26 protein-coding genes and 3 pseudogenes are annotated in these 23,288 nt (G+C 67.1%); 11 read left to right on the plus strand and 18 right to left on the minus strand.

The genetic code is table 11. The features are described from left to right. Positions 1–268: 268 nt before the first annotated feature. The 7 genes and pseudogenes from LFM09_RS09615 to LFM09_RS09645 form a co-directional block, all read right to left on the minus strand. Positions 269–544 carry an integrase core domain-containing protein gene (locus LFM09_RS09615; protein WP_414095986.1) on the minus strand — a complete coding sequence of 92 codons (276 nt, stop codon included), beginning with the start codon at positions 542–544 and terminating at the stop codon, positions 269–271. Between the two features lie 74 nt (positions 545–618). Beyond that, the gene (locus LFM09_RS09620; RefSeq protein ID WP_112267826.1) at positions 619–1,062 is read right to left on the minus strand and encodes an OsmC family protein; all 444 of its coding nucleotides are present in this window, start codon (positions 1,060–1,062) and stop codon (positions 619–621) included. Continuing rightward, positions 1,059–1,322: a DUF2180 family protein gene (locus LFM09_RS09625; protein WP_157984935.1), complete on the minus strand. Its 264-nt coding sequence runs from the start codon at positions 1,320–1,322 to the stop codon at positions 1,059–1,061. The genes LFM09_RS09620 and LFM09_RS09625 overlap by 4 nt, the downstream gene beginning before the upstream one ends. Before the next feature lie 67 nt (positions 1,323–1,389). After that, positions 1,390–1,734, minus strand: coding sequence for a hypothetical protein (locus LFM09_RS09630; RefSeq protein WP_414095987.1), 345 nt, complete (start codon positions 1,732–1,734; stop codon positions 1,390–1,392). Positions 1,735–1,765: 31 nt separating this feature from the next. Further along, complete coding sequence (locus LFM09_RS09635; protein ID WP_414095988.1) at positions 1,766–2,236, minus strand: sulfite exporter TauE/SafE family protein; 471 nt, start codon at positions 2,234–2,236, stop codon at positions 1,766–1,768. Between the two features lie 55 nt (positions 2,237–2,291). Next, a pseudogene (locus LFM09_RS09640) lies at positions 2,292–2,525 on the minus strand (hypothetical protein); the annotation flags it as partial. Between the two features lie 892 nt (positions 2,526–3,417). Further along, positions 3,418–4,782, minus strand: a complete 1,365-nt coding sequence (locus tag LFM09_RS09645; protein ID WP_414095989.1) for a recombinase family protein — start codon at positions 4,780–4,782, stop codon at positions 3,418–3,420. Between LFM09_RS09645 and LFM09_RS09650 the strand changes: the two are divergent. Continuing rightward, positions 4,760–5,510 (plus strand): annotated as a pseudogene (locus LFM09_RS09650) (Dyp-type peroxidase); the annotation flags it as partial. The gene LFM09_RS09645 and the pseudogene LFM09_RS09650 overlap by 23 nt on opposite strands. Before the next feature lie 68 nt (positions 5,511–5,578). On the opposite strand, the gene LFM09_RS09655 reads toward LFM09_RS09650, so the two are convergent. Further along, a complete protein-coding gene (locus tag LFM09_RS09655) occupies positions 5,579–5,731 on the minus strand; it encodes a hypothetical protein (RefSeq protein WP_414095990.1) in 153 nt (50 codons plus the stop codon). A gap of 244 nt (positions 5,732–5,975) precedes the next feature. Between LFM09_RS09655 and LFM09_RS09660 the strand changes: the two genes are divergently transcribed. The 3 genes from LFM09_RS09660 to LFM09_RS09670 all read left to right on the plus strand — a co-directional run bounded on the left by LFM09_RS09660 (position 5,976) and on the right by LFM09_RS09670 (position 8,698). After that, entirely contained in the window at positions 5,976–6,584 is a 609-nt protein-coding gene (locus LFM09_RS09660) for a DUF4360 domain-containing protein (protein ID WP_414095991.1), read from the plus strand. A gap of 482 nt (positions 6,585–7,066) precedes the next feature. Then, positions 7,067–7,918 carry a pyridoxal kinase PdxY gene (pdxY, locus tag LFM09_RS09665; protein ID WP_414095992.1) on the plus strand — a complete coding sequence of 284 codons (852 nt, stop codon included), beginning with the start codon at positions 7,067–7,069 and terminating at the stop codon, positions 7,916–7,918. Positions 7,919–8,386: 468 nt separating this feature from the next. Beyond that, positions 8,387–8,698, plus strand: coding sequence for a pyridoxamine 5'-phosphate oxidase family protein (locus tag LFM09_RS09670; RefSeq protein WP_414095993.1), 312 nt, complete (start codon positions 8,387–8,389; stop codon positions 8,696–8,698). Positions 8,699–8,814: 116 nt separating this feature from the next. Here the strand turns inward: LFM09_RS09670 and LFM09_RS09675 are convergent, their stop codons facing one another. The 4 genes from LFM09_RS09675 to LFM09_RS09690 all read right to left on the minus strand — a co-directional run bounded on the left by LFM09_RS09675 (position 8,815) and on the right by LFM09_RS09690 (position 12,644). Further along, positions 8,815–9,636 (minus strand): GAF and ANTAR domain-containing protein, encoded by an 822-nt coding sequence (locus LFM09_RS09675; protein WP_414095994.1) that lies wholly within the window; start codon positions 9,634–9,636, stop codon positions 8,815–8,817. 326 nt (positions 9,637–9,962) lie between these two features. Further along, positions 9,963–10,715, minus strand: coding sequence for a GAF and ANTAR domain-containing protein (locus LFM09_RS09680; protein WP_414095995.1), 753 nt, complete (start codon positions 10,713–10,715; stop codon positions 9,963–9,965). Further along, positions 10,712–11,458, minus strand: a complete 747-nt coding sequence (locus LFM09_RS09685) for a GAF and ANTAR domain-containing protein (protein WP_414095996.1) — start codon at positions 11,456–11,458, stop codon at positions 10,712–10,714. The genes LFM09_RS09680 and LFM09_RS09685 overlap by 4 nt, the downstream gene beginning before the upstream one ends. 367 nt (positions 11,459–11,825) lie before the next feature. Continuing rightward, positions 11,826–12,644 carry an integrase core domain-containing protein gene (locus tag LFM09_RS09690; RefSeq protein ID WP_414095997.1) on the minus strand — a complete coding sequence of 273 codons (819 nt, stop codon included), beginning with the start codon at positions 12,642–12,644 and terminating at the stop codon, positions 11,826–11,828. A 217-nt stretch (positions 12,645–12,861) separates the two neighbouring features. Here LFM09_RS09690 and LFM09_RS09695 point away from each other — a divergent pair, with 217 nt between their 5' ends. Both LFM09_RS09695 and LFM09_RS09700 read left to right on the plus strand, forming a co-directional pair. Continuing rightward, on the plus strand, positions 12,862–13,059 hold the full coding sequence (locus LFM09_RS09695) for a hypothetical protein (protein WP_414095998.1): 198 nt from the start codon (positions 12,862–12,864) through the stop codon (positions 13,057–13,059). Positions 13,060–13,361: 302 nt separating this feature from the next. Beyond that, entirely contained in the window at positions 13,362–13,595 is a 234-nt protein-coding gene (locus LFM09_RS09700; RefSeq protein ID WP_414095999.1) for a hypothetical protein, read from the plus strand. 15 nt (positions 13,596–13,610) lie between these two features. Here LFM09_RS09700 and LFM09_RS09705 read toward each other — a convergent pair whose 3' ends face one another. Together LFM09_RS09705 and LFM09_RS09710 are read right to left on the minus strand one after the other, a co-directional pair. Next, complete coding sequence (locus LFM09_RS09705) at positions 13,611–14,318, minus strand: cold shock domain-containing protein (RefSeq protein WP_414096324.1); 708 nt, start codon at positions 14,316–14,318, stop codon at positions 13,611–13,613. Between the two features lie 30 nt (positions 14,319–14,348). After that, positions 14,349–14,552, minus strand: a pseudogene (locus LFM09_RS09710) (cold-shock protein); the annotation flags it as partial. A 36-nt stretch (positions 14,553–14,588) separates the two neighbouring features. Between LFM09_RS09710 and LFM09_RS09715 the strand changes: the two are divergent. Then, entirely contained in the window at positions 14,589–14,819 is a 231-nt protein-coding gene (locus LFM09_RS09715) for a hypothetical protein (protein ID WP_414096000.1), read from the plus strand. Positions 14,820–14,892: 73 nt separating this feature from the next. Here LFM09_RS09715 and LFM09_RS09720 read toward each other — a convergent pair whose 3' ends face one another. The 4 genes from LFM09_RS09720 to LFM09_RS09735 form a co-directional block, all read right to left on the minus strand. Continuing rightward, entirely contained in the window at positions 14,893–16,206 is a 1,314-nt protein-coding gene (locus tag LFM09_RS09720) for a protein kinase domain-containing protein (RefSeq protein WP_414096001.1), read from the minus strand. A 366-nt stretch (positions 16,207–16,572) separates the two neighbouring features. Then, positions 16,573–16,995, minus strand: a complete 423-nt coding sequence (locus tag LFM09_RS09725; RefSeq protein ID WP_414096002.1) for a hypothetical protein — start codon at positions 16,993–16,995, stop codon at positions 16,573–16,575. 78 nt (positions 16,996–17,073) lie between these two features. Then, a complete protein-coding gene (locus LFM09_RS09730; protein WP_414096003.1) occupies positions 17,074–17,202 on the minus strand; it encodes a hypothetical protein in 129 nt (42 codons plus the stop codon). Between the two features lie 107 nt (positions 17,203–17,309). Beyond that, positions 17,310–18,017 carry a TetR/AcrR family transcriptional regulator gene (locus LFM09_RS09735; RefSeq protein WP_414096004.1) on the minus strand — a complete coding sequence of 236 codons (708 nt, stop codon included), beginning with the start codon at positions 18,015–18,017 and terminating at the stop codon, positions 17,310–17,312. Positions 18,018–18,070: 53 nt separating this feature from the next. Here LFM09_RS09735 and LFM09_RS09740 point away from each other — a divergent pair, with 53 nt between their 5' ends. From LFM09_RS09740 to LFM09_RS09755, 4 genes are read left to right on the plus strand one after another with little or no spacing between them, the layout of a single operon-like run. Beyond that, on the plus strand, positions 18,071–18,898 hold the full coding sequence (locus LFM09_RS09740; protein WP_414096005.1) for an alpha/beta fold hydrolase: 828 nt from the start codon (positions 18,071–18,073) through the stop codon (positions 18,896–18,898). Then, positions 18,895–19,785: an alpha/beta fold hydrolase gene (locus LFM09_RS09745; RefSeq protein WP_414096006.1), complete on the plus strand. Its 891-nt coding sequence runs from the start codon at positions 18,895–18,897 to the stop codon at positions 19,783–19,785. Before LFM09_RS09740 ends, LFM09_RS09745 begins: the two co-directional genes overlap by 4 nt. Positions 19,786–19,787: 2 nt before the next feature. Further along, on the plus strand, positions 19,788–21,350 hold the full coding sequence (locus tag LFM09_RS09750) for an FAD-dependent oxidoreductase (RefSeq protein WP_414096007.1): 1,563 nt from the start codon (positions 19,788–19,790) through the stop codon (positions 21,348–21,350). Continuing rightward, positions 21,347–22,657, plus strand: coding sequence for an amidohydrolase family protein (locus tag LFM09_RS09755; RefSeq protein WP_414096008.1), 1,311 nt, complete (start codon positions 21,347–21,349; stop codon positions 22,655–22,657). The genes LFM09_RS09750 and LFM09_RS09755 overlap by 4 nt, the downstream gene beginning before the upstream one ends. The last annotated feature ends 631 nt before the right edge of the window (positions 22,658–23,288 follow it).

The raw sequence follows: 23,288 nt of genomic DNA on the forward strand, positions 1-23,288 counted from the left end.
AGTAGTTCCTTCAACCCGAGTTACACCGCTCGTTTGACACACCCCTGCGATCGCCAGGATCGCATATCGAGGGCCTGGAATGGGCGGCTAGCTGAACTGGCTTCCGACGTCAGCCGTGCTCGTTTCGGCCAGCGGCCGGTGATCTGCTTCCGCCGAACCTCAGCTCTGTGGCTTCGACTGGGCCGGAACCATCGGTGCGCACGTGGTAGTGGACCGTACTTGCGGTTCTCACGACCGTTGTGCGTGCCGAAAACCCCGTCCATGCAGGTTAGGCCGCACAGCGATACTCGTGGATGACTCCGCCCAGACGGTCCTGCCGATCTACTCTGAAGCGTTCGATCTGATCGGGCTCAAGAGGCTGGGGCCGGACCCGCAAGGGTGCTGCGGCGGCGAGTGATCGGTGGGTCCCGTGCTCGTTGTAGCACCGCTCGTACTCGCGCAGCGCATACCGTAGGTGGGTCTGATTCCAGATCAGCATGCGGTCCAACAGTTCGACGCGAAGGGTCTTGACCCAACGTTCGATAACCGAATTCATGCGTGGCATGCACGTCCCATTCGGCGACCGCGTGTAACAGCGCTTCCTCTATGCGAGGTCTGCAGGATGGTCGGTGATGGCTGTCATGGCTGTTGTTCCGACGGTGAGATGGTGGCGACGCGACCCTGGACCTCGCAGACGGCGGCGAGGGTGTTGTACACGGTGCCGTACCGGCGCAGGTTGCGGTGCAGCAGTTCGACCCGATGCTGCGGCTCGTCGGTCACTAGCCGCACCTCGTAGGTGATGGTGGTGAACTTGGGTGGGGTGTCCTGACGGCGCGCGGTCACATCGACCTCGGCGCTGTCGTAGCGGAACGGCAGCAGTTGGCTGGAACGCTCGACGTTCTTGAGCAGACAGGCTGCGAAGGCGGATGCCAGGAGCTCCGCGGGGCCGGGCAGCCCGGAGGGCGACTTGGCCCAGGAGGCATCGACGGGGATCGTCTGGCCGGCTGCCTCGATCCGGGCCGGACCGTCGGGACTGGCCTTGGCCCGCACCTGGTAAACGGTGCGGGCCTGGGCGGCGTTCATCGCTGTCCACGCGCCACATGCTCGCGCGGCGCGGCAGTGCCGTCCACGCTCTCCTGGGTGCCGTGTTCCGCGTGGTAACAGGTGCCGCACGAGATGCGGCGGGCGAGCGGCAGCCGGTCAGCCGGACCCATGCCGGAGAAGTGGCGGAAGGCCTCGGCGATCACATGGGCGTGTTCGGCGCACACGGCGGCACCACAGTGCCGGCAGACAGCTGTCGCCGTGGTTGTCTGGTTCTCGATGGCGCAGTCGTAGCAGTTCATGGCTACCCTTCTCTCTTCCGGTGTTGAGTTGGAGCGCCGTGCCCACAGCACGGTGACGAGCACGGGATCAGAACGAGATGACCGTGGCGGTTTCGCATCCGTAACGGGCGAAGGCGTCGCGGGCGAACTCGAGCTGGATGCCGCGCCTGGCGAACTTGTCCGCGGCGTCGTTGGCGGCGGCGATGTTCAAGCACGTCTTGACCGGAACGCCGTGCTCGGCCAACGCGTCGATCTGAGTGTTGAAATCGCCCTCGGCAGGATCGAGCAGTGCCCGTTCGGCGGGGCCGAACAGGTAGGCCTCCAACTCGACGCCACGATCGGCGGCGACCTGGCGGATCCGTTCAGCCAGGTAGGCGCCCGTGGTCAGCGAGTCCTGGTCGGCGTGGAAGATGTGGACCACCGTCTTCGGCATGGCTTCGGTTCCCTTCTCCTCACCTTCGGGCTCAGGTGAACAGCGTGACGATCTTGTAGCCGGTCATGACGACGATGAGCACGCCGAACATCTGCTTGATGCGCTCACCGGGGACGTAGAGGCTGGTGAGCCGCGCGCCGACGAACGCGCCGACCGCACCCGCCACCAGCAGCACGACGGTCAGGCCTGGATCCCACTGGGCCGTCGGCAGATGCGGCATCAGGGCGGAGAACGACGGCAGGGTGACCGCGACGGCGTTGATGGCCGCCGCCTTCTTGATCTCGAAACCGACCGGAACCAGCGTGGGCATCAGCAGGAATCCTGGACCGACCCCCAGCAGGCCGGACAGCACCGAGATGGGCACCGCCCAGGCCAACGCGGCGCGGTAGTTCTCCCCGCCGGGCCGTTCTTCGACCGGGCGGAACAGCCGGTAGGCCAGGTAGCACACGCTGACCAGGTAGACCGCCCAGATCGCGGTCGGCTCGATGACGTTCGCCAGCACAGCACCCCAGCGGGGCGAAGACGGTGGTGACCGCTACCAGGCCGAGCGCCCGACGCCAGTCGATTAGGCCACTGCGTGCAAATCCGAACACCGCGAACAGCGCCGTGATGCCGTTGAGCAGCAGACTCAGCGGCTGCACCTGATCGACCAGGTCGGGCAAGAACAGTGCCAGGAACGGCACCGCCGCGAACGCCACTCCCAGACCCAGCATCCCCGAGACCACGGACAGCACGAGCAGCCCGCCAACCATGACAAGCACGGCACCTGTCATCGAGTGCCTCCAGCTCATGTCAACTTCGGCTGAGCGATCAACTCGAGACTCCACCGCGCGCGGGCACCGCGACAGGGGACGTAGGACTTGTTCGCAAAGGTCGGACTACCCGGTCTCGCGCCCCAACCGAGCCCAGGATCTTCCGCAGACGACATGCCTGGCCCGTGCCAGGCCGACGACACAACGGCGACACAACGGCGACACCGCTTAAGACACGCTGATGCCCTGCTCGCCGCATGAGCACAACGCCCAACTCCTTTCAGCGGACCCGCCGCCAGCAGCAACACAAGACCACGGACGTCGACTGCGAGATCGCACTCTGCGAAGGGAGAGCGCACTACGCCGACTTCGGAAAACGTGTTGATACATATGATGGCCATGAGCACTACGAGAACGACAAGGCGGAGGGTCGACATCGCGGTCTTCGAAGCTGATCCGGATAGGTTCGTCTCGACAAGAACTGGAATGGCCTAACTGTCGTGGGGCCTACGGCGAGCCTTTTAAGGTCGCAGTCGAGCAGACCCAAACACGCCCAAGATTCCACAATGAGGCAACACGCGCGAGGCACTGAAGCGTGGTTGACTTGCGGCCAACTCCTAACGGCCTTTGACCCGCCATGCGCACTTCCTATGGTGCTCTTCACCCCGTAGGCGGTCGCCGAACGTTCCACAGTGGTTCAGCAGCAAGCAGTTCCAGCACTTGACGTTCGAGTACTGCGACTGAGGCGCTATCTAAGCCGACACCGAGAACATCGATCCAACTATTTCGATTAGCTCTCTTATTTGGCGGCGAGCTATCCATAGCCACATGAACACGCGAATGTTGCACACTTGCCACGCGTGGGGGTTCATGTCCCCCTCGGACACATAGTTACCCCACGAGCTCACAGAGCTCGTGGGGTAATCTTATTTCAGGGACGGTCGGTCGATCGATCCACTTCCCACTCCAGTGGCAATGTCAACGCGGTCACGGCAGATGCAGGTAGAACGGTTCTGCGGCGTTCAGCTTTCCTTACTTTCGGCCCGCCCGGTTTGTCGACGATCTCAAGACCTCTTCGGCGGAGCCACTCGACCAGCTCGTCGCCTCCATCCGGCTGCACCACCGATCTCAGCACCTCGAGCAGCAGGTCCTCCCGCACGTAGGCGACACGTGGCGCGTGTGGGGGTCTTCCGGACGCGCTGTTGTATCCATGCCGACAGCGGTATCCGGGCCGGTCGTGAACCCAGTGAGAATCCATCCTCCTGCCGCACATCCCACACACCACCAAGCCGGCCAGCACATATTGGCGACGTGTTCCGTCCCTCGTCGGTCGCTGCGCCCTGACGGACTGGACCGCGACGAAGGTCATGTCGTCGACCAACGGAACGTGTACGAGTCGTCTCGAAAATTCCCACTCGGTAGCGGGTTTTCTCGTGGAACGTCCGGAACCGCGCCCATCGGTTCGACCGCCAGCGCCGTAGCCGCTGGTTGCTTGCCGATTCCACACCTGTCGACCGGTGTAGCGCGGGTTCTCCAGAATCGAGGTCACCGTGGCCGCAACCCAGCGAGCCCCTGATCTGTGCTTGTTGCGGGTCGGGTCCGCGCTCGCGGGGCACGGCACGTGCCGGTCGTTGAGTTCACGAACGATCGACGCGACGGCGCGGCCAGCCGCCCTCTGTCCGAAGATCCACCTCACCCACGGCGCGGTTTGCGGATCGGGCGCCAGCTTCTGCTGCCGCCTGCCCCACTGGCTGTGACGGGAGTTCGGGTGCCTGCCCGCGTCAACGAGCCGGTAGCCGTAAGGCGGGCGGCCTCCCAGGAATCTGCCCTGCTGCGCCGCCTGCACACGCATCGCCGCCAGCACACGTTGCCGAGCTCGCGCCACTTCGCGTTGTGCCTGCGCTCCGAGCAAGACCATCAGCGCCTGGTGCACCGGGCTGTCCAGCTCGACCGGGCCTCCGGCCTCAGGCAACCACACCTCGACTCCGAGAGCGTTGAGCTGCTTGACGATCTCACGGAACTGATCGCCGTGGAACGCCCGCTCATACTCCCCCACCACAACTGCTTCGAACCTGCGATCAGGACTCGTGGCCTCAGCAAGCAAAGCCGCCGCTTGTGGCCAGTCCGACCACAACCAGCGGCGTGACCGACCCACGTCGAAGAACTCCACGACCACCACTCCGACGCCATCGATCAGCTCGTCCGAGATCGCACGCTGCCACGCTCGGGACGTTCGCGGATCCTGGAAGTCACTCGTCGACATCCGGCCGTAGCGCAGCAACGGTGACATCTGCATCCAGGCATGCGCGAACGAGCCGCAGGTCGCCGTGCACGCCGTGCGCAACCTGGTCCGTATTGGCTTCGGCCGGGTCGCGGTGCGGTGGTCGCAGCTCAGGTCCGGCCGCACGTCGTCGACCACGCGGGACCAGGCGACGCCGCGCAACCTGTTCGGCTTCAAGGACGGCACGCGCAACATCAAGGCCGTGGACACCGAGCACCTGCGCAACCACGTGTGGGTGTCGAAAGAGGACGGGCTCGACTGGCTCGTCGGCGGCACGTACCTGGTGTCGCGGCGGATCCGGATGCACATCGGGACCTGGGACTGCACGTCGCTGGTCGAGCAGGAGCAGATCGTCGGCCGCACCAAGGGCGAAGGTGCGCCGCTTGGGCAGCGCAAGGAGTTCGACGAGCCGGACCTGCACGTCAAGGGCGTCGGCGGGATCCCCACGATCGGCGACGTCGCGCATATCCGGCTCGCTTCACCCGAGACGTTGAACGGGGCGCGGATCCTGCGTCGCGGCTACCACTTCACCGAACGGCTCCGACGGGCTCGGCCACCTCGACGCGGGCCTGTTCATCGTGGCGTTCAACCGCGACTCGCGCACGCAGTTCGTGCCGATGCAGCACGCACTGTCCACTAAGGACGGGATGGTGTCGTAAATCGAGCACACCAGCTCCGGCCGCTTCGCGATACCGCCGAGGGTCAAGCCGGGCGGCTACTGGGGCGACACGCTCTTCGGCTGACCGAACCGACGGGACGTTCGGTCACCACGACGTTCATCCCGAGCCGGGTGAGTGTTGCCGCTGCCGGACTACGCCCCTGTCCTTGCAATAGTCGGTTGTTGGCAGTGGACGAGGTGGCCGGCGCGGCGGTGGCGCGGGTCGATCAGGTAAGTGACGTCGGCCAGCGGATTGGCGTCGAGGAGGATGGCGTCGGCGTCCACGCCCGTGGTGATCGTTCCCATGCTGCCCGGCTTTCTGCCCCGCTCCACTAGTGGCGGTGGCGATGATCTCGGCGCTCGGCAGGTCGGCTTTCGCGAACCGCTCAACTCGCGCAGCAGTCCGTGAGCTGGGGGTCGGCATCGCCGGTGAGACGGGAGGGCCGATCGTCAGGTAATCGCAAGGCGGCAGGAAACCCACCAAGCCGCCGTCATCGGGTTGGGTACTTCTTCTCCGCCGCTGCCATGCGTACGAGCCGGAAGGTATCCAATGATCCACGCGATTGTCGCCGCGGCCATGGCGATGTCCACCGTCGTCCTCCCACAGGCCGACATCCCGCCACCCGGCGCGGTCACCATCGACACGATCAACGGAAGCGGCTGCCCCAGAGGCACGACCTCGGTGACGGTGTCACCGGACAACTCCGCCTTCCACGTGGTCTTCAGCAGCTACGCCGCCAAGGTCGGCCCCGGTGCCGCGCCGACGGACTTCCGGAAGAACTGCCAACTAAGCATCCGGGTGAACGCGCCCGAGGGCTTCGTCTACGGCATCTCCGAGGTCGACTACGCCGGCTACCTCCACCTCGAACGCGGTGCCACCAGTTCCCTGAGGTCCAACTACTACTTCCAGGGCATGACGGACACCGGCTACCGCAGCCACAGCTGGCAGGGCCCAGCTGATGGCGAATGGCAGGCCACGGACGTGGGCTCGCCGATCATCTACCCGCCCTGCGGCGTGAAGAGGAACCTCAACATCAACACCGAGCTGCGGGTCAACGCGGGCACGTCGGATCCGAAGAAGCCGAGCTTCATGGCGATGGACTCGCTCGACGGCTACGCCAAGACGGACTACCACTTCTCCTGGAAGCGTTGCCCATAACCGGAAACCTGGTCGCAGGCCCGGAACTTTGATGGCTCCGGGCCTGACGACTGTGCCCGTCGACGCGCGATGAGTGAGAGGGCGATCTCCGGCGGCGCTGGGGAGCGAGTTCTTCCACAAGCACCGATCGGCCAGAACTACCTCGAGAACGACGTCGGCGCCAACAAGGCGAAGGTGTGATCCATCTCCCGGTGAGGAAGTCGTCCCCACCCGAGGTTGCTCGGTGCCGACGTTTCACGGATCGGCCAGTGATCTAGCGGCAACGGCCGCGACGCTGCAGAACCTAGTCGCACATCACATCGGAACCACTGATTCCGGCACACACCTCACTAGGCTGCCGCATACCGAAGGTAACGCTCCGAGTCATGTCCACTTGGCACCGTGAACGGCGCAACGAGGCACAGCACCGCCGCGTAGATCACCGCCGCCTCGACCAGGCTCGATGGCACGGCGATGGTCAGGTGTCCGTCTAGGGTGGACGGATGAAGGTTCTGTCCATCCAGTCGGTTGTCGCCCACGGCCACGTCGGCAACTCCGCCGCCGTGTTCCCGCTGCAGCGCCTCGGAGTCGAAGTAGTCCCGATCCCCACGGTGAACTTCTCCAACCACACCGGGTACGGCGCGTGGCGCGGTCCGCTCCTGCCGCCGTCGGACGTGGCCGAGATCCTGCTCGGGGTGGAGGAACGCGGGGTGTTCGGGCAGGTCGACGCCGTGCTGTCCGGCTACCAGGGAGGCACGGGCATCGCCGATGTGATCATCGACGCGGTGAGCCGGGTGAAGGCTGCGAACCCGGCGGCGCTCTACGCGTGCGACCCGGTGATGGGCAACGCCAAGTCCGGCTGCTTCGTCGCGCCCGAGATCCCCGTGCTGCTGCGCGACAGGGTCGTGCCGGTGGCCGACATCATCACCCCGAACCAGTTCGAGCTGGGCTTCCTCACCGGCACCGAGCCGGCGAGTGTCGAGGACACGCTGGCGTCGGCTGACCTCGCCCGCGCGATGGGCCCGTCGACCGTGCTGGTCACGAGTGTCGAGCGGCCTGACCGGGAGGAGGGCACGATCGAGATGCTCGTCGTGGACACCGTCGGGTCGTGGCTGCTGAGCACCCCGCACCTGCCGTTCAAGGCGAACGGGTCGGGCGACGTCACGGCCGCATTGTTCACCGCCCACTACGTGGAGACGAAGGACGCGGCGGTGGCGTTGGAGCGCACCGCGTCGAGCGTCTTCGACCTGATCGACCTGACCTACCGCTCCGGTGAGCGCGAGCTGCGGCTGGTGCAGGCCCAGGAGTTCTACGCGACGCCGCGGATGCAGTTCAAGGCCGAACAGGTGCGCTGAACTCGAATCGCGCGCGATCGCCACGCAGGACGACCCACGACCGTCCGACCGCCACCCCGCGCAGGTCGGTGCCGAGCCACGAGACCGACAGCACCCGGGGTGGCGGGCCGGATGTCGAGCAGCCCGGCGACGCGCGAAAGAGCGGAGAAGCTGGATCACCTGGTGGCTGCGGGATGTTCTCGGCACCAACAACGCCACACCTCTCAGCCGTGATCGCCCGCAACGACTTCGACTCCCGAAAGCCCTGAGCACGACCGCATCAACGCGACCTCGGTAGCCGCATCGGTCATCGTGCCCGGAACCTGCTCGCAGGCTTGCGCCACCGGGTGCCGATGTCGGTACCGTCAACGATCATGTGCCGCAGGCGGCAGATTGCGGTGGACGTGAAGACGGGCGCGGGAACGACTCGACGACAGTGCCACGGCAGCCATCACCGGTCGATCACTCCCACACGGAGGGAGGACTCTCATGGCTGCTGAGCCGCGCCACATGCGAGAGCTACCCGAGGCCAGGGCGATGAGCCTGCTCGCCGGCACACCGTTCGGCCGCCTGGTGTTCTGCCGGCACGCGCTGCCGGCGATCCAGATCGTCAACCACATCGTCGACGGAGACGCTGTGATCATCCGCGCGCAGCTGTCTGCCACTGTGCTGGCGCCGACGGGCACGGTGGTCACCTATGAGGTGAACGTGATCGACCCGCACACCTGCCTGGGGTGGAGTGTGATCGTCACCGGTCTCGCCGAGTGGGTCACCGATGTTCGCGACGTGGTGCGCTACTAGCAAATGCTGCGGCCGTGGGGGACGTTGACCTGGACCAGGTGATCCGGATCCGCCCGCACCTGATCACCGGGTTCGAGCTCGCCGGGGATACCGACGACTGACCGTTCCGGCAGGAGTCAGCGAAGATGGCGCACTGCGTCGGACAGGTCGGCGGTGCCGTCGATGATCGCCTGGGCAGTGCCGCTGAGATGCATGTCGTGCAGCAGGGAGTGCGTGGTCATGATGCTTTGCGCCGCAGCGACGGGAATGCCGTGGCGTTCGGCCAGAACCCCCTTGGCCTGTTCGACAACGGCGCGGTCGGCCAGCGCGGTCTGGAGTTGTTCGGCGAGCGAATCGCGCTGACGCAGCACCTCGTCACAGGTGATGGCGACAGCCGCGAAGCTGGCCACCCCTTCAGCGAGTTGCACGTCGTCAGCAGAAGGCTCGTGTGCGGTGGTGCTGAACATCGCCAGCGCGCCCAGCGCGGTGCCGGCGTAACCCAGTGGCAGGGTGTGGACAGCCTGAAATCCTCCAGCCTGTGCCCTTGCGGTGAACTGCGGCCAGTGGCCCGTTGCCGCCAGGTCGCCCACAGTCACGGATCGCCCGGTTTCGGTGGTGTCGTGACACGGCCCTTCCCGCAGCCGACACAGCTCCCGCGCCGTGGCCGCATCCCTGCCGGCCGCAGCCACGTCCGCTGTCGCGTCGTGGTTGCTGAGAACGATCGCTGCCGCGTCAAGACCCAGCAGTTCCACGCAATGCCGCGTCAGCGTGTACAGGTAGCCGGAGAGGTCGATCCCCCTGGGCAACGCGATGAGCGCGTCGATCATCGGCTCTGTTCGCGCCACCGCGAGTCGTGCGCCGGCCCGGTGGATCGTGCTGATGGTGCCGTCGAGCCTGGTGATGACGGTCTGCACCCGCTCCTCGGCGAGGCGCCGGTGGCTGCGGAGCAGGCCGAGCACGGTGTGCAGGTCGAGGCCGGTGGCGTACAGCTCGTGCACCACGTGGTTGAGAAGCTCGTCGATCCGACCCTCGGAAGGTGAACCGTGCGGCTGGGGTTCGAGCTGGTTCAGCGGAACGGGCCCGGCCGGTCGAGATGGCGGGGCGGGCTGTTGCTGGGGCATTGTGGTGGATCCCTTGGCCTCGCCTGCTGAAGCGCGGTTGAGGCCGCCGGGGTCCAGGGCAGCGTCCGGGCACCGCGCACCGTGGGTGGTGGACGATCATGATGCTCCCGCGCGGGTGCTTCGCGGACAACCAGCCGGTCGGGCGATGTCAGGAGAGGGCCCGATTACTCCGTCGGGGTGGGATCGGATGCGGCGACAGCGGCGATCGCGGACACGTCGGCCGAACCGTCGACCACGTCGGCCGCGACATCTGCCAGCATCCGCGAACCACGACGGGAGTACTCGCGCAGGAGGAGGAAAGCGTCTCCCACCGTGACCTGCAGCCGTTCAGACAGAACACCTTTGGCCTGTTCGAGCAGGATGCGGCTGTCGAGCGTGGCCTGCAGCTGCTCCACCACGATCTCACTGTGCCGGATGGTGCGCTGGTGCAGAATGCCGACAGTGGCGACGTTGGCCAGAGCCTGCCCCAGCCCGACCACGTCGGTGCTCAACCTGCCCGGTTGAGCGCTGAACAGGTTCAGCCCGCCGACCACGGTGTCACGCAACCGCATCGGCAACGCGTGCACCGCGGCGAACCCGGCTTCAGCCGCGGCACGAGCGAACAGCGGCCACCTCCCGACAGCCTCGGAGATGTCCGCGCACACCACCACCTCTCCGCTGTGGTAGCAGTCGAGACACGGGCCTTCGTCGTTCTGCAGCTGGAAGAGTTCCAGCACCCTGGCCCGCTCGGTGGAGGCCGCCACCATGTTCAGCGTGCCGCGGTGGTCGACCAACAGCACACCCGCCGCGGTCACCCCGAGCAGGTCGACGCAGTGACCGGTGAGCACGTCCAGGAAGTCGATGATGTCGAAGTCGGCCACGAGTGTGTCCGCCAGCGCGACCAGAACGTCCCGGGCCTGCTGGTCTGATGCCGTCACAGGCCTTCCTCCTTCCCCGAACCGGGGTTGCAGCTGGTGCCGCGTGAAAACCTCAGCCGCCGCTCGACCACGTCGCGCGCCACCTCAGCCAGCCGCCGTTCCCGAGCGTAGGCATGAGCCCGCAACCGCACCAACGCTTCCTCCACCCCGATCCCGAGCTGTACGGAGATCATGCCCGCTGCCTGGTGCACCTCGGCCCGCCGCTCGTCGAATCCGTTCCCCGTGACCTCCGGCCGGCCAGCGGCGATCCCGTCGCTCGATCCCATCACCAGCAGCATCGCCGCATCCGCGTACACCAGCAGATCCGCCATCTCGTCCTCGGTCGGTGCGCCTGGCAGGCCCCGGTAGAGGTTCAGCACCCCGACCTTGATCGCGCCCGCCCGCAACGGCACTGAGATCACCGACCGCACGCCGCGGTGCAGAGCAGCCGGGGTGAACATGGGCCATCGGCGTCCGAATTCGGCGTTGTACAGGTCCGAGGCCAGTACCGGCGCCGTCCCCGCCGCCGCGTCCACCGAGGGGCCTTCACCGAGGGTGAACTGCAACTCCTCGAGCTCGTCAGTGCCGAGTCCGACCGCGCACACCGGCTCCCCCAGCCCCCTGCCACGGGCCAACGACAAACCGGCCCCCTGAGCATCGAGCGCCTTGACGCAGGCCGCACAGGCGTGCCGGAACGACACCGGGGCGCCGCGGGCGGTCCCCCTGATGGCCGCCCACGCCCGTGCCACGCGATCGTGATCCACAGACGTCCTCGTCACCGTCAGAAACAACCTGTCCAGGTCACATCCGGACGCTAGTTCAGCCCGCCACCCGTCGGGAACTATCCCACGTCCCCCACACCGGGCCCCTTCGACCTGTCCATCAACACCAACGGTGCGCTGCCGTCGAACTCGCCGACAAAGAGGTCACCGCGCCAGCGCTCGACTCCCTTGTGCCGCGGACGACAGGCGGCGCGCAGGGTCGCGTGGAAATTTCCACGCAGGTGGGCGTCACCAGGGTCGCTTGGCAGGAGCGACGAGCATCGGGCACTTCGATGGCCTGTGGGGTACCAAAATGTGGTCCGACGGCTCTGACCTGCGTATCAGACCGCCTCAGGTTCATGCTCGTTGATCAAGCCGCCGAGTACTGCTGACGACGCACGGATCTACAACCTGGGTCTCCGGTCGGGCGATCGGGTCGAGGTGGAAAGTGGTGTCGCGCTCGGTGTGGTCGCCGCTGGTTGTAGTGGGACACGTAGCGGCTCAGCACTGACCTCGGGTGCCGCTCGTTGATGATCAGCAGCCGATCCGTGAGCTCGCGTCTGACAGTGCCGACAAACCGTTCCGCATAGCTGTTCGCCCGCGGACACCGCGGCGGGATCTTCACAACGTCGATCCCGGCGTCCGCGAGAACGGAATCGAACGACGTCACGAACTGGCCGGCTCTGTCACGAACCAGGAAACGAAACTCGCTGGCCCGGCCGTCCAGTTCCATGAGGAAGTTGCGAGCCTGCTGTGTAGTCCACGGGCCGTCAGGGTTGGTAGTGGTGCCGAGGATGTGGACGTAGCGGGTGCCGACCTCCATCACGAAGAACACGTACACCCGTTTCAACGTGACGACGCAGTCGACGTGGAAGAAGTCGCACGCCAGCATGCTCGTTGCCTGGGCACGTAGGAACCGACGCCACGAGGTGTCGGAGTCTCGAGTCGGCGAAGGCGGTATCCGAAGCCGCTTGAGCACCCGGCGTACAGTCGACGCGGACGTTCGATGGCCGAGCTTGAGCAGTTCACCCTGGATAGGGCGGTAACCCCAGCCCGTGTTCTCCCGCGCCATCCGCTTGATCAACGCCACCACGGTCTCATCGACCCGCGGTCGCCCACTCCGGTTCGGGTAGGTCCACTTCTTGGCGACCAAGCGCCGATGCCACCGCAGCACAGTGCCTGGGGACACCAACCGGTGCTCCCGTAGCCAGCGAGGTAGTCGCCGCACCTACGCGGCCAGCACAGCGCGGTCAGCCCAATCCAACTGGGGACAACTCATGCCGTCCGAACGACAGAACCCGATCACTGCAGCTCAGCGGACGACTGCAGAGTTCTGGCACCCCACAGGTGTCCGCGTGGACAACGCTCACGACCTACGGAATCCCGGTGCACGTCGCCGTCATTCCGTGACTCGGGCCGCCGTGCCGTCTGACGTCGAAATGCGCGGAAGCGTTGCCAGATGCGAACTTCTGCCGATCGGAGTCAGTGCCGAACGCATCCAGGACAACGGCGACCTCATCCTCCTGCTAGGCGAGGTCGCCGAGTTCGGCACCCACATCCCGCCCTGGCTCGGCGCAGCCAGCGACGCCCCGTCGAACTCCTAGTCCTCTTCGGACGACAAGGCATGGGCGGCCCTGGGCTCAATCTCGGCCTGCAGGGACGAATTTCCCGGCACGCACACCGCGCCTCGTCCGAGCTGGTTGGAACAGTCCGAATTCAACCCGTCAGCCACACCCCGTACACCGCGCTACTCACCCACGGCGTGAGCCGCAGCGCAACCTCACCGACCGACGCACTACCGCGATACGCGAACCACACGCCAACCTCCTCGTCCGCTGCATCAATCAGAGCCGGACCAACCTCGACCGCGTCGCACCCCTCACCATGCCGCCTGGTCTCCTGGCTCATGAACCGACCCGCCGCGGACGCGCTGTGGGAGGCGTGGAGCCGCGCGCGACGAGCGGGTGGAGCTCGCCTGCGGCGGGGTCACGGTCACACCGGCACCTCGCTGGCGTGCCTGGCCGTCCTGGACGGGGTGGCGGCCGCCGAGGCGGTCGCGTACGTGCGGGCGCGCTACGACCGCCGGGCGGTCGAGACGCAGTGGCAGCGCCGCTACGTCGCCCGCTTCGAGGCGTCGTAGGTCCGTCCCGGACGGTCAGGCGTGCTCGACGGCATCGGCCTGCGGGCCCCGGTCGCTCTGCCGGATGCGGAAGCGCACCCGCTCGCCGGCCACCAGGGGCTCGCTGCCGGAGACCACCGAGACGTGTACGAAGAGGTCGGGCCCGCCCGCGTCGGGGGTGATGAAGCCGAAGCCGCGGTCGGCGTCGTAGCGGGCCACCGTGCCGTCGCCGGCGCGGGCTGCGGGCCGGGTGGCCGAACGGGCCTGGCTGGGGGTCGCGGCGGCCTCCACCGGCTCGCCGGTGGCCACGAACCGCACCTCGCGCGCCTGACGACCCTGGTCCACGGTGACCGTGGTGAACGAGACCCGGTCGCCCTCGGCAGGCAGGTACACCTCGTCGACCAGGGCGCGCACGTGCAGGAAGACGTCGCCCGCCCCGTCGTCGGCGGCCACGAAGCCGAACGACTTCTCCTCGTCGAACCACAGGACGGAGCCGTCGGCGCCGTCGCCGGGCGCGACCAGAGGGGCTCGGCGGACCCCGGCGTCGAAGCTCAGCGGCACCAGATGCTGGGCCTGCGGCCCCTTCTCCCCGGCGATGACGACGAAGGCCACCCGCTGCCCGGCCGCGAGGACGCCCCCTGTGACGATGGCAGAGGAGTGCACGAACACCTCCGCACCCCCGCCGTCCGGCGCGGCGAACCCGTAGCCCTTGGCCGGCTCGTACCAGGAGACGGTCGCGAGCACGCCCAAGGCCGCGTCAGGCGAGGCGTCCCCGGTGACGGCGACGCGCAGCGCCTGCGGACCGCGGGGTCCCTCACCGGTCTCGAACTCCACCGTCTGGCCCTCGCGCAGCGCCCGGGCCGCGCCCTCGCCCTGCACCTGCGAGACGTGCACGAAGATGTCGTCGCTGCCGTCGTCGGGGGCGAGGAAGCCGAAGCCGCGCTCGAGGTCGTACCAGCGGACGGTTCCCTGCTGCACGGTGCACTCCTGGTCTCACGGGTGGTCGAGGGGCCAGTGTCCCAGGCGCCGTATGTACATCCTGATCCCGGCGCGCGGCAGGTCCGCCGTGAGTACATCGCCGAAGTCACCGAGTTCGCGCGCCGTCACCAGCCGTTGCCCGAGTATGCGGACGTCCTCATTGCGCTTCTCGCCGATCTGGTGCTCGAACGCGCGCTGTTGGCCGACGATCTTGTACCGCTCGAAATGTCATCGCTGCAGCTCAAGCCGCATATCGATACTCGTTGATCACCCCGCCTACCTGGTGGCTGCGTTCCTGGAGCCCCGCCGCCTCGCTTCCGTTGACCGGTAAGCCGACGTTTCAGTTGGCGGTGGAGCAGGTCACGGCCGGGCGAGCGGGTTCAGGACCGGCGGCGACGAACCCGAACGAGGTGGTTCCCCCGGCAGCGAGCACGGCGTTGTGGCCGGCGTTGGTGACGGTCACCGCGGTCGCGTTCTGGGTCAGGGTGCCGTTCCACAGGTTGCCGATGGTGTGGCCCGCAGCCGGCTGCCACGTGATGGTCCAGCCGGTTAGGCCGCCTGCGCTGGTGTTGCGCACGGTCACCTCGACCTGGTAGCCGCCCGGCCACGAGTTGGTCACCTCGTAACGGGCAACGCAGGCGGTCGCGGTCGTGACCGTGGTCGTCACCGTGGTGGAGTTGGTCTGGGCGCTGCTGCTGGGCCGGCCGCCCTGCACGACGGTGCCGATCACAACACCGGCGGCGACCAGGACGGCCGCACCGGCGACCATCGCGATCACCCGGCGTGGCAGGTGGCGGCGGACGAGCAGCATCCGCGTCCCGCTCTTCGGGGGCGCAGCGGGCAGCGGCAGTCCCTCCGCGACCGCCGCGAGCAGCTTGTGGGCCTCGGCCATCGTCGGGCGTTGTGCCGCGTCACGATGCAGGAGGCGCAGGAGCACCTCGCCGAGCGGGCCACCCAACCGTGGCGGCTCGAACTCTCCCCGAACCACGCGTTGCAGGAGCGCGTAGGGGTTGTCGTCCACACCGAACGGCGGCGTGCCCTCCAGCGCTGCGTAGAGGGTCGCGCCGAGGGAGAACACGTCCGAGGCGAACGTCGCCGCCTCGCCCGCCGCCACCTCCGGCGCCAGGAAGGCCGGCGTGCCGACGATCAAGCGGGCGTCGGTCACCGTGCCCTCGCCGACCGCGCGGGCGATGCCGAAGTCGGTGATCTTCGCGATGCCGTCCTCGGCCAGCAGGACGTTGAACGTCGAGACGTCCCGATGCACGATGCCCTCTGCGTGCGCCGCCGCCAGCGCGGCGGCGACCTGCCTGCCCACGGCCGCGACCACGCCCGGCGGCAGCGCGCCCCGTTCGGCGATCAGCGCCGCGAGGCTGCGGGAGGGCAGGTACTCCAGCACCAGACAGGGCTTGTCGTCGTGCTCGACGACCTCGTACATCCTGATCGCGTGCGGGTGCCGCAGCCGACCGGCGACCCGGCCCTCGCGCAGCATCTGCGCCACCGCATCCGGGGACCGCCGGTCCGTGTTGAGCAGCTTGACCGCGATCACGCGGTCCAACTGCTCGTCGCGCGCCTGCCAGACCACCCCCATGGATCCTTGCCCGATCGACGACACCAGCCGGTACCGCCCGGCGATGACCTCACCCTCTTCTGGCACATGCCGACGCTACTTGGCTGAGCCGACCATCGGCCACCTTCGACTTCGCGCGGGCTACAGTGCCAAAACTATGCCTGTTGGTCTGACCTGCGCCTCAGGCCGCCGCAGATTCGTACTCGTTGATCAAGCGGCCGGCCGTGGTGGAGTGCGCTAAAGCTGAGGGTCACGTTCGTTGATCAGCAGTGTTCCGCAGATGGCCGACATCGCGGATGACCAAAGATTGAATACGCCGACTGGCCCTCTATACTGGTTTCGAGCTGTCCAATAGCGCATGAACACGCGAACTGCGCAAGCTTGCTACGTATGGGAACTCAAGTCCTCGAACATTCTCTCACCCCCGGGATTCACCGGAATCCCGGGGGTAATTCATATTTCGACAGCCTTCTTGCCATCACTCCAATCCAACACAAGCGTCGTTTGAACCGGACGGCGGGCAGGTTCAACTGTCTTCACAATCGGCAGAGCGGGTCGCATTTCCAATCGCTGACCGTCGTATTCGATTTGCAGACGTTGCCGGCGAACCTGATCGACCAGCTCCGCGCGCATGTCTTGCTCCACGAGTCCACCTGGCCGTTCGAGCGGGCCTGGCAGTGCCTCCAACAGGTGATCTTCTCGGATGTCACCGGATCCGGCGCCAACATCTGCACCCGCCGACCCCACATGCGCCGGACTGCCGAGTTCCACTGGGCCGCCCGCTTCCGGCAGCCATACCTCGACACCCAGTGCGTTCAGCCGAGCCACGACCTCGCGGAACTGATCGCCATAAAACGCCCGCTCGTACTCCCCCACGACCACCGCGTCGAAGTCACGATCAGGATCCGCAGCGACAGCCAGGAGCGCCGCTGCTTCTGGACGGTCTTGCCACGATTACTGCCGCGACACACCCACATCGAAGAACTCCGCGACAACCGAACCGATGCCGTCGATCAGCTCATCCGACACGGCACGTTGCCACGCACGAGACGTCTGCACATCTTGATAGGTGCTCGTTGACATCCGTCCACAGAAGGCAAAGCGCAGCCCATGTCCCACAGACGGAGCTTCAGGACGGCGATGTGCTGTCAACGCGGTGAGCAGTTCAGCGTTCGTCAGCGTTGCCGCGATCAGCTCCCTCGATCAAAGCCAAGACTGTGCAGCTGGCGCAAACCGTTGATGATCAGCTCCAGCCCGAAGGCGAACTCGTCCTCCAGCGGCACCGGCAACGAGTCCGCGACCGCAAGGGTGGCCGGATACTCCGCGGACGAAAGATTGTGGAAGTACTCCGACACCTGCTTCTGCTCGGCCCCGTTCCCTGATCCGGCGAGCTGGATGGCGAAGCCCAGGACGTAGCGCGCGAGCGTCGCGTACGCGCGCGCCGCGAGACCAGGAGACAGCCCGCCGTCGAGCAGGACGGCCAGGCAGCGTTCCCGCAGCATCATCGCGTTGGGCCCGATCGGCGTCTGCTCGATCAGCAGGGGTGCGACCTTGAGGTGTTTGCCCAGCGTGTCGAACATGGCCTGGGCGAGCGCCTGACAGGCCTGGTCCCAGCTCATCTTCGCCAGCGCCCCGGAATCGAGTTCGACCTCGCCGAGAACGCGATCGACCACGTGCCCGATGAGCACTGCCCGGTTGGTGAAGTGGCGGTACAGCGTGGCCGTGCCGGATTCGAGCCGTTGCGCGAGGGTCCGCATGGACAGGGCCTCGGCGCCTTCCTCGTCGACGAGTTGCAACGCCGTGGCGAGGATCCGGTCCAGCGGGACAGCGGGACGGCCACGTGAGCGCCGAGTGGACTCGGTGCCGGCGGCGGGCAGAGACGAACTGGTCACAGGCATCAGTATCACCTCCGGTTGACACCTCCCACATTAACGGCAACACTGTTGCCATTATGAAGAGCAATCACAACCCCACCTCCGACACCGAGATCGCCTCGGTGGACGGCCTGCGCGTTCACTACAAACGAGCAGGTCAGGGGCCAACGGTGGTGCTGCTGCACGGCAGCGGGTCGTCGTTGGAGGGCTTCGAGCGGGTGGCGGCGCTGCTGTCGTCGTCCTGCGACGTGATCCGCCCGGACCTGCCCGGCTTCGGACGGACCGGGCCACGGCCGGACCGCGACTACCGCGTCCGGACGTACGCGCGAACGATCGCGAGCTTCATGACCGCGTTGCACGTGCCGCGCTTCGCGGTGGCCGGGAACTCGTTGGGCGGCAACATCGCGTGGAACCTGGCGTTGGACGCCCCAGAGCGGGTCGACGGGCTGGTGCTCGTCAACGCCACCGGCTATCCGGAGAAGTCACTGCCCGCCGGGTTGAGACTCGCTCGGAATCCGCTGCTGCGCCCAGTGTTGCGGCGATGGCTCCCGCGCGGCGCGACCGAACGAGGGCTGCGTGAGGCGGTCGGCCCGAAGTCGTCGATCGTGGACGACGCCATGGTGGACCGGGTGTACGCGTTGACGAGCCGCCCAGGGAACCTGTCGGCGTTCGTCGACTTCGCCAACACCGACCAGCCGGACCGCAGCGGCGAGATCACGCGGATCAAGGTTCCGACCCTGGTGCTGCGCAGCGCCGAGATCGACGGGCAGCACTTCGCCCGCGACATCCCCGGCGCCCAGGAGCGCGTGCACCCCGACGGCGGGCACCTGCTACCAGAGGAGTACCCGGACTGGGTGGCTGCGGCGATCGCCGAGTTCCTGCCCGCGAAGGAGGAGCGGCGATGAGGTACTTCGTCGCATCCGATGAGGACATTCGACTCGACGCGGCAACACGGCCAACACTGCGCGGCAGTTACGTCGAGCTGTCCGACGGTGTGACGCACTACGAGCTGGCCGGTCCCGAAGACGGCGCACTCGTCGTGCTCGTCGGCGGCATCACCATTCCGCTGTTCTACTGGGACAAGACCGCCGAGCAGCTGCACACCCGAGGACTGCGCACCCTGGCCTACAGCGCCTACGGGCGCGGCGGTTCCGACAGGGTGCGAAGCGCCTACGACGAGGCGTTGTTCGTCCGACAGCTGGCCGAACTGACTGCGGCGCTGGACCTCACGCCACCGTGGCACGTGGTCGGCACGTCGATGGGTGCGCTCGTCGCGATGGCCTACACGAACCGATATCCCGAAGCGGTGGCCACGCTCACCGTCGTCGGGCCTGCCGGCCTGGACCGACGTCCCCTGCCGCAACGGTTGCTGCGCAACGATTTCCTGAGCGGGTTCGTCGCCAGGCGCTTCGGCCGCAGGTTGCTGGAGGGACACCTCGGGCACAACGTCCGCGACCCAGCGCTGTCCGCCGAGCTGGTCGCGATGGTGCGCGACGCCTACCGGTGCGAGGGCTCGCTCTACTCGTTCTTCCAGACTCTGCAGGACTTCCCGTTGTTCGAGCGGCAGGAACTCTTCCGACGGACGGGCGAGCTGGGCATCCCGGCCCTGCTCGTGTGGGGCGACGACGACCAGGTCACCCCGATCACCCATCTCGACACCGTCACCGAGCTGCTGCGGCCACGACAGACACACGTCATCACCCAATGCGGCCACATGGCCCCCTTTGAACGGCCCCACGACGTCAGCGATCTGCTCGCCTCGTTCGCCGTTCCCCACCCAGATCGGCTCTGACCATGAACGACCCCAACACCTCCCGAATCATCGACGTGCTGATCGCCGGTGCCGGCCCGACCGGCACCACACTGGCGATCGACCTCGTGCGCCGCGGCTTGAACGTCCGCATCATCGACAAGGCCCCGCACTCGTTCGAAGGCTCACGCGCCAAAGGCATCCAGCCGCGGACACTCGAGGTGTTCGACGACCTCGGCACGATCGACGAGGTTCTCGCGGGCAGCAGCGACTACCCGCGCCTGGGCATCCACCTGGGACCGGTCGCCGCACCGTGGCGCATGTTCCGCAACCGCGACCGCACCGCCGACGTTCCCTACCCGAACACCCGGCTGATTCCCCAGTACCGCACCGACAGCGTGCTGCACGACCGGCTCGAGCAGCTGGGCGGAAGGGTCGAGTACGGCCGGGAACTCGTCGAGTTCGTTCAGGACAGCACGTCGGTCACCGCGACGACGACCGGGGACGGCGGCATCGAGAAGATCACGGCACGCTATCTCGTGGGAGCCGAAGGCGGTTCGAGCACCGTGCGCAGCCAGCTCGGCCTGAGCTTCCTCGGCACGACCGACGAACAGGACCGGATGCTGATCGTCGACGCGGTCACGACCGGTCTGTCCCGCGATCGCTGGCACATCTGGCCGGGCGTGAAGGGCCGGTTCGCAGGCGCCTGCCCGCTGCCGCACAGCGATCTGTTCCAGTGGATGATCCGTCTGGCCCCGGACGAGGAACCCCCGGTGGGAGTGGAGGCGATCACCCGGCGGATCCAGGCCCGCACCCACAACCGGAACATCGAAGTGAGCGACATCCGCTGGCGGTCGGTGTTCCGGCCCAACATCCGCCTGGCGGAGGCCTACCGCCGCGGACGGGTCTTCCTCGCCGGCGATGCCGCGCACGTGCACACCCCCGCCGGCGCGCAGGGCCTCAACACCGGCATCCAGGACGCCTACAACCTCGGCTGGAAACTCGCCCAGGTCCTCGCCGGAGCCGACCCGCAGCTGCTGGACAGCTACGAGGCCGAACGCCTGCCGATCGCCGCAGGTGTGCTCGGCCTGTCCACGCAGAAGTACGAAGGCATCGCGAAGCTCGATCCGTCGAGCCTGCGCCGCGGCAAGGACGAGCAGCAGCTGTCGCTGACCTACTACGGCGGCCCGCTCGCGCCAACCAACTGCGACCGCACAACGACGCTGCAGGTCGGCGATCGTGCGCCGGACGCCGAACTGCTCGGCACGGACGGCACACCGGTGCACCTGTTCGACACCTACCGGGGTCCCCACTTCACCCTCGTCGCCCACGGCCCGGATGCCGCCGCTGCCGCCGATGAAATCGACTGGCCGACCACGGGTGCGCCGCTGCAGCGTGTCGTCGTCGATGCCGGCGTCAAGGCCGACCACGCGCTCACCGATGCTCGGCACGACTTCCGCCACATCCACGGGATCAAGGGGGACACCCTGCTGCTCATCCGTCCCGACGGCTACATCGGGCACATCGCCACCCAGAACTTCCTCGCCTCGATCCAGATCGCCGCCCGCGCGCTGACGCCAACGGCCCAGCAGGAGACCGTCCGATGACCCGCATTCTGCTGCGCGGCGCGCAGGTGATCACCATGGCGTCGCACCGTCCCGACGCCGAACGCTGCGACGTCCTCATCGACGGCGACAGCATCGTCGGAGTTGGCGTCGGCCTCGACGACACCGGTGTGGAGATCGTCGACGTCACGGACCGCATCATCATGCCCGGCCTGGTGAACGCCCACCTGCACACCTGGCAGACCGCGCTGCGCGGCGTGGGCGTCGACTGGACGCTCGCGGATTACCTCGGTCGCATGCACGGTGCCGTGGCCAAGCACTACCGCCCGGAAGACATGCGCGTCGGGACGCTCGCCGGCGCGCTGAGCCAGCTCGACCGCGGCACCACGACCCTGGGAGACTGGTGCCACAACACGCCCACGCCAGAACACACCGACGCGGCGATCGACGGCCTCCTGTCGTCCGGCATCCGCGGGGTCTTCCTGCACGGCACCCCGTATTCCGCCGCCGACGCGGCCCACCCCGTGAGTGAGATCGACCGGCTGCTCGACGGCCCGGCCGGCACCCACGCGTTGTTGACCTTCGGTATGGCCGTCCGCGGCCCGCAACTGTCCACTCCAGACGTCGCGGTCACCGACTTCCGCGCGGCCGCCGAGCGCGGGATCGTCGTGTCGATGCACCAGAGCGGCGGAGTGCCAGGGCCGGGGTGGGATGCGGTGCGGGCGGCCGGACTGCTTAGCCCTTCGACCAACGTCGTGCACGGCGCCGGGCTCACCGACGAGTGGATCAAGATCCTGGTCGACGCAGGAGCGAGCGTCACGTGCACGCCGGAGAACGAGCTCGGCCAGGGCCACGGCTCCCCCGTCACCGGACACCTGCTCCAGCTGGGCGCCGCGCCATCGCTGGGCACCGACACCGACGCGGTCAACCCTGCCGACGTCCTCTCCGCTGCCCGGATCGCGCTGGCCCACCAGCGTGCCCGCGACCACGACCACCACCGGCAGACCACCGGCGCGTTCTCTCTCACCGCGACCATCACCGCCAAACAGGCGCTGGCCTGGGCAACGGTCGAAGGCGCCCGAGCGCTCGGGCTCGACGACCGCGTCGGCAGGCTCGAAGCGGGCATGCAGGCCGACCTCGTCGTCGTCGACGGCGCCGGGCCGAGGCTGTGGCCGAGCACCGATCCGGTCGCGACGGCGCTGTACGCGGGTGCCGCCGACATCGAGGCGGTCATGATCGCCGGGCGCTGGCGCAAACGGCAGCACGCCCTCGTCGACGTCGACCTCGACGCCCTGCGAGGACAACTCCAGGAGTCGGCGGACCACCTCCTGCCCAACCTCGTGGACTGACCGCTGCTGTGCCTGTGCGGCAGACTCAAGAGGATCTTCGTAGACGCTGCCGAGGCTCGGGCGTGTACACCGCAACATCGCCCAATCGACGTCTACCTTGTGCCCACTTTTAACTCACAGCGGAAGTCCCGCGTCTGCCTCACACGAGCGGAGCAGCTTCCATCAATGGATTCACGCGAATTACTTGAATTGGCCCTCGAATTTGGCGGCGAGCTATCCATAGCCGCATGAACACGCGAATGTCGCACGCGTGCCACGCGTGCGAGCCCATGTCCCTCGGACATTCTCTTACCCCACGGATTCACCAGAATCCCGTGGGGTAATTCGTATTTCAGTCACTTTCATGTCGTCATCTCAGTCCAACGCGAGTGTCGACTGAATTGGGCGACGGGCAGTTTCCACAGTTTTCAGTGTTAGCGGTGCGGGTCGAATTTCAAGACCTGACCGTCGTGGTGAATCTGCTGTGCGCTGCCGTGCTCCATGACTTCCCCTTCAAGTCCTGGTACCCCTAGGGGTATCTCGGCGAGCACATTACGCCCATACCCCCTAGGGGTGTCAACACCGGTTTGCGCGCTCAGAGGTGAACCACTTGAAGCAGAGACCCGTAAGCGTCGGTGATGGGATCTACTAG

The sequence above is a fragment of the Lentzea alba genome (genome assembly GCF_047445655.1).
In the GTDB taxonomy this organism is placed as follows: domain Bacteria; phylum Actinomycetota; class Actinomycetes; order Mycobacteriales; family Pseudonocardiaceae; genus Lentzea; species Lentzea alba_A.